The sequence below is a fragment of the Vibrio sp. 1078-1 genome, assembly GCF_033340475.1.
In genome coordinates, this window is sequence record NZ_JAWOWM010000656.1 from 1 (window position 1) to 578 (window position 578).

A 578-nucleotide genomic window follows, 5' to 3' on the forward strand; every position below is an offset into this window, starting at 1 on the left:
CGCATCAGAGTCGTGCCCGGCGTGAGAACAGTTAGGACACTTCACTAATACTTTGTGCGATTGCATTTCTTGGTGAAGCTCTGCTGTGAAAATACCAGTAGGGACCGCCAAAATTGAATAACCCAACAACATGGTGAGTGAGGCAAGTCCTTTTCCGAGATCTGTTTGAGGTACCAAGTCACCATATCCAACCGTTGTGATGGTCACAATAGCCCAATAAATACTTTTCGGAATACTGGTAAACCCGTTTTCTGGCCCTTCAACAATAAAAATCAATGAACCGAAAATCGTGACCAAAATGGCGACGGGTGTGAAGAAGATGAAGATCTTTCTGCGAGCCATTAGTAATGAGCGCAACAAAATGTTGGACTCTTGCAGGTACCTCACCAACTTCAAGATACGAAAAATACGCATCACACGTAGTGCTCTGATCACGCCCATGAAAGAGGCGGATGGGAAGAACAATACTAAGTAAGTTGGGATGATCGCCAACAGATCGACAATACCGTAGAAACTTTTTGCGTACGCCACCGGTTTTGGCGAGCAATACAGACGTAGCAAGTACTCAATGGTAAACA

At 44.8% G+C, this 578-nt stretch carries 1 protein-coding gene; it reads right to left on the reverse strand.

The window, feature by feature from the left end; genetic code table 11:
• On the reverse strand, positions 1-578 hold a 578-nt coding region (locus R7190_RS29335; RefSeq protein ID WP_318138134.1), incomplete at both ends, for an ion transporter.